The organism is Ectopseudomonas oleovorans, assembly GCF_003052605.1.
Classification (GTDB): domain Bacteria; phylum Pseudomonadota; class Gammaproteobacteria; order Pseudomonadales; family Pseudomonadaceae; genus Aquipseudomonas; species Aquipseudomonas oleovorans_A.
In genome coordinates this window covers 4,775-9,377 of record NZ_QASO01000077.1, presented here as the reverse complement: position 1 = coordinate 9,377, position 4,603 = coordinate 4,775, and the positions used below count along the sequence as shown (strand labels likewise).

Here is a 4,603-nt window from a genome sequence, read left to right as displayed (position 1 = left end):
ACGTCAGTGGTACGGAAGTAGAACTGCGGACGGTAGCCCTTGAAGAACGGGGTGTGACGACCACCTTCTTCCTTGGACAGTACGTACACTTCAGCTTCGAACTTGGTGTGCGGCTTGATGGTGCCCGGCTTGGCCAGAACCTGACCACGCTCAACCTCATCACGCTTGGTGCCGCGCAGCAGCACGCCGCAGTTCTCACCAGCACGACCTTCGTCCAGCAACTTGCGGAACATCTCAACGCCGGTGCAGGTGGTTTTGGTGGTCGGACGCAGACCAACGATTTCGATTTCTTCCTGGACCTTGACGATACCGCGCTCAACACGACCGGTCACTACAGTACCGCGGCCGGAGATCGAGAACACGTCTTCGATCGGCATCAGGAACGGCTTGTCGATGGCACGAACCGGCTCCGGAATGTAGGTATCCAGAGTCTCGACCAGCTTCTTGACAGCAGAAGTGCCCAGCTCGTTGGTGTCTTCGCCATTCAGAGCCATCAGCGCGGAGCCGATGATGATCGGAGTGTCGTCACCCGGGAAGTCGTAGGTGCTCAGCAGGTCGCGAACTTCCATCTCGACCAGTTCCAGCAGCTCAGCGTCGTCAACCATGTCAGCCTTGTTCAGGAAGACAACGATGTACGGTACGCCTACCTGACGGGACAGCAGGATGTGCTCACGGGTTTGCGGCATGGGGCCGTCGGCAGCCGAGCAGACCAGGATCGCGCCGTCCATCTGGGCAGCACCGGTGATCATGTTCTTCACGTAGTCGGCGTGGCCCGGGCAGTCAACGTGCGCGTAGTGACGAATGTTGGAGTCGTACTCTACGTGCGCGGTGTTGATGGTGATACCACGAGCTTTTTCTTCCGGAGCGCTGTCGATCTTGTCGAAGTCAACCTTGGCCGAACCGAAAACCTCGGAGCAGACACGGGTCAGAGCAGCGGTCAGAGTGGTTTTACCGTGGTCAACGTGACCAATGGTGCCAACGTTGACGTGCGGTTTGTTACGTTCGAATTTCTCTTTAGCCATCTTGACCGTCTCCTATCGAAGAATTGAGCAAGCCATGCTGCCATTAAAACAAAGGCAGATACTTTCATATCTGCCTTCATTAGATGGAGCTCATGAGCGGATTTGAACCGCTGACCTCACCCTTACCAAGGGTGTGCTCTACCAGCTGAGCTACATGAGCCAAACTCTGTTGCGCCAACCACAAACTGGAGCGGGTAGCGGGAATCGAACCCGCATCATCAGCTTGGAAGGCTGAGGTTCTACCACTGAACTATACCCGCGGAGCTTGCAGCTCACGCTGAATCTGGTGGAGGGGGAAGGATTCGAACCTTCGAAGTCGATGACGTCAGATTTACAGTCTGATCCCTTTGGCCGCTCGGGAACCCCTCCAAAGTGAGGCGGCATTTTCTAGATCTGCCACCCTGCTGTCAAGCTTTTTCTCATTAAAATCTTGAGGTTAGCTACTTTGACAACATCTTCGTCGGGAACCAACTTTGACCACCCTGCGAAGCGGGCGCCATTCTATGCAAACTACTGGAGCAATGCAACGCCTTCACAAGGCATTAATTGATGCTGCAAACCTGCGAAGTCACCCGCGAGCCGACCAAGCAAAAATTCGTCAGCCAAGCGCCGACTTTCCGGGGCTACACGCACCCAGAAACTGCGATGCGCACGCGAGAGCTCGCGAATCTGCGACTCGTAACCCACATCCCGCAAACGCTGCATGACGCTATTGGCCGAGTCGCGGCGGGGGAATATGCCGAGCGATATGCCATTCGCCAGCTCGCCCTGAGTGATGATGTAACTATCGATACGGCGGGCCTGCAGTTCGCGCAACTGCCTCAGCGAGGCCTGACGGGAAGCCAGAGGCGGCAGATAAACCCAATACTCGAGCCCCGCTGCCGCATCGACACCGCGCACTTCAGCCTGTATGTCCAAACTCAATAGCCGCTGCTCCACAACCCTGGCCCTAGACTCCTCTTCGAAACTCCCTAGATAGAGGCAAACAGCCGCATCAGGAGCAGCCGCATCAGCCGGTGTCGACGAATCTGCACGCGAGCGCGGCGCATCCGCCTCACTCAACAAACGGATATCTTTACGCGCCGCCTGATAAGCACCTGCTGGAGCCACCTCTTTGGCACGTAAGGGAGCCTGCTGCTGATGCCAGACGTAATAGAAGGCGTTAAGTAGCAGGAGCAATAGCAGAAACCAGCGCATACCTCGCCTCAGCTCAAGGGACAGGCGATAGCCAGCCCGACAAATACCAGATCAGGAACAACCTGCGCTCCCGGGACCACATCTCGCACCAGATCCGCATCGCCTCCAGTCAGGAAGACCTCGAAGCCCTCAGGAAAACGAGCCTGCGCCTGCAGCAACTGCTCGGCAACAAAACCGCGCAACATCAATACGCACCCTCGCTCGACAGCCTCCGCAGTGGAGCGCCCAGGCTCCAGTTCCTGCAAAGCAGCGAGAGCCACCTGCCGGTCGTAGCGAATACGCCGCGTGTGCGTGCTCAACTGATCACGCATGAGCGGCAAGCCCGGGCAAATGAAGCCGCCCAGGTGCATACCTGAGGCAGAAACGAAGTCAGCGGTCACCGCTGTCCCCAGATCCACCACCAGACAAGCACGCTGCCCTAGATGATAGGCACCCAGCACAGCCAACCAACGATCCAGACCAAGACGCCGGAAGTCTTCGTAACCGTTATGTACAGCCCCGACCCGACTGGCGCATTGAGCACAGACCGCATCCACCCCCAAGGACTCACGCAGACGTGCAACCAACAGCTCGGTCTCGGCGTCGCTACGCACACTGACCAAGCGACAGCGACTTACCCGCAACTCAGGCGCAGCAGCCAACGACTCGAAGAGAGCGGCATCGGAGTCGACAACGCCAGCAAGCAGGCGCTGCGCTCCATCCACGGAAATCACCCGCCACTTGATAAAGCTATTACCGCAGTCGAGCTCAAGAATCATGTTGCAACCTCAGGCTCAACTCGCCCCCACTGAAGGAGCGATCGACGCCATCCACGCTCAGCCTAATAGCGCCTCGCTCATCAACCCCAAGCACGATACCCAGAGTCGCATTGTTTCCTGCCGTTAACGCCACAGATCGGCCGCGCCACGCATGCAACGCTTCCCACTCCTCGCGCAAACCGGCAAACCCGTCCTGCCAATGAATGGAAAGGCAATCTCGCAGCTGCAACAACAACTTGGCGGCTAACTCATTGCGGTCAAGCACGCGCCCAAGGCACTGGCGCACCGAGGTCCAGGGCTGGTCGATAACAGCAGGCACATCGGACGCCATATTGACGTTGATACCGACACCAACCACAACGTGACAGACATCTGCCGGATCCCCGGCCAGCTCCAGGAGAATTCCGGATATCTTGCGCCCCTCGACCAGTACATCATTCGGCCATTTGAGTCGCGCACCGTCGATGCCAATGGATTGCAGCGCCTTAGCGACAGCAAGGCCTACAGTCAGACTCAAGGCCTCCACCTGACTCATTCCACCATCTACACGCAGAACGACGCTGCAATAAAGGTTTTCGGCAAAAGGACTGACCCAGACCCGTCCCCGCCGACCGCGCCCAGCGGTCTGACGCTCAGCAAGCAGAACGAAAGGCGCACGCACTCCAGCATCGAGGCGACGAAAGATCTCGGCGTTCGTAGAGTCCACGCTGGACTCTACCGTGATCGGCCAAGCCAAGCCCTCAGCGCCATGAGATATCTCTCCAGCATCGAGCAAGGTCATGGGCGAAGACAGCCGATAGCCCCGACCAGGAACCTTGAACACCTCGATCCCCAGCTCGGCCTCCAGGCCTTGCAGTTGCTTCCAGATGGCACTGCGACTTATCCCGAGCTTCGCCCCCAGGGCTTCACCGGAATGGAATCGACCATCCTGTAGAAGTTTCAACAATTCCAGCATGCGAGGCCCCGCCACGAACAAGGCTGGCATGATAACGATGAGGCTTCAGCTTGCATAGAAAACGGCAAACCGAAGAAAGCCGTGCAGGAGGAAAGATAACTACCCTTGCTCAAGATTCAGCCGAAAGAGCCGCCAATAAAAGCCAACAGCAACATAACAAGACCTTTCTATTGATGCCTATAAAGCTTAAATCTGAGGCGAGTGCTGATGACCTGTAGGAGCGAGCTCTGCTCGCGAAGCGTCAGCGGATCAACCGTAGGGTGCGCCATGCACACCTTTGTAACCGCGTCCTTGTCGGTGCGCGCAGCGCACCCTACACGCAGCTCTATTTGCGCGCCCCAAAGAAGAAACCCCAGACCGCTTTCGCGATCTGGGGTTTCGTATAGGAGCTTGACGATGACCTACTCTCACATGGTGAAGCACCACACTACCATCGGCGATGCGTCGTTTCACTACTGAGTTCGGGATGGGATCAGGTGGTTCCAACGCTCTATGGTCGTCAAGCAATTCGGTTGGGACATCGTCGTGAGACGCTATCCCTTGGATACGTGATAGATGATTTGTAGTTCTTGCAAATTTTCGGCTTTCTGTCGACTTCACCATCGACACCCTCTGCTTTGAGGGCAGATTGTTTGGGTGTTATATGGTCAAGCCTCACGGGCAATTAGTAT

At 56.9% G+C, this 4,603-nt stretch carries 4 protein-coding genes, 3 tRNA genes and 2 rRNA genes (1 of these 9 only partly in view); all 9 read right to left on the bottom strand.

Features of this window, described 5'->3' with window-relative positions; translation table 11 throughout:
• A partial coding sequence (tuf, locus tag DBO86_RS13125) for an elongation factor Tu (RefSeq protein ID WP_108233581.1) occupies positions 1-1,022 on the bottom strand: 1,022 nt, incomplete at its 3' end.
• A gap of 84 nt (positions 1,023-1,106) precedes the next feature.
• Positions 1,107-1,182: transfer RNA gene (locus DBO86_RS13120), tRNA-Thr, on the bottom strand.
• A 26-nt stretch (positions 1,183-1,208) separates the two neighbouring features.
• Positions 1,209-1,282 (bottom strand) — tRNA-Gly (locus DBO86_RS13115).
• A 24-nt stretch (positions 1,283-1,306) separates the two neighbouring features.
• Positions 1,307-1,391: transfer RNA gene (locus DBO86_RS13110), tRNA-Tyr, on the bottom strand.
• Between the two features lie 141 nt (positions 1,392-1,532).
• Positions 1,533-2,219, bottom strand: coding sequence for an SPOR domain-containing protein (locus DBO86_RS13105; protein WP_108233887.1), 687 nt, complete (start codon positions 2,217-2,219; stop codon positions 1,533-1,535).
• 8 nt (positions 2,220-2,227) lie between these two features.
• Positions 2,228-2,977 (bottom strand): pantothenate kinase, encoded by a 750-nt coding sequence (locus tag DBO86_RS13100; protein WP_108233886.1) that lies wholly within the window; start codon positions 2,975-2,977, stop codon positions 2,228-2,230.
• Positions 2,967-3,932, bottom strand: coding sequence for a bifunctional biotin--[acetyl-CoA-carboxylase] ligase/biotin operon repressor BirA (birA, locus tag DBO86_RS13095; protein WP_003463383.1), 966 nt, complete (start codon positions 3,930-3,932; stop codon positions 2,967-2,969). Before birA ends, DBO86_RS13100 begins: the two co-directional genes overlap by 11 nt.
• Before the next feature lie 388 nt (positions 3,933-4,320).
• Positions 4,321-4,436 (bottom strand): 5S ribosomal RNA (rrf, locus tag DBO86_RS13090).
• A 139-nt stretch (positions 4,437-4,575) separates the two neighbouring features.
• Positions 4,576-4,603: ribosomal RNA gene (locus DBO86_RS13085) — 23S ribosomal RNA — on the bottom strand; it runs 2,879 nt beyond the window's last position.

Excerpts from the sequence above, each read along its gene's own strand:
- DBO86_RS13105 (WP_108233887.1), bottom strand. The coding sequence starts at position 2,219 with ATGCGCTGGTTTCTGCTATTGCTCCTGCTACTTAACGCCTTCTATTAC.
- DBO86_RS13100 (WP_108233886.1), bottom strand. The coding sequence starts at position 2,977 with ATGATTCTTGAGCTCGACTGCGGTAATAGCTTTATCAAGTGGCGGGTG.
- birA (WP_003463383.1), bottom strand. The coding sequence starts at position 3,932 with ATGCTGGAATTGTTGAAACTTCTACAGGATGGTCGATTCCATTCCGGT.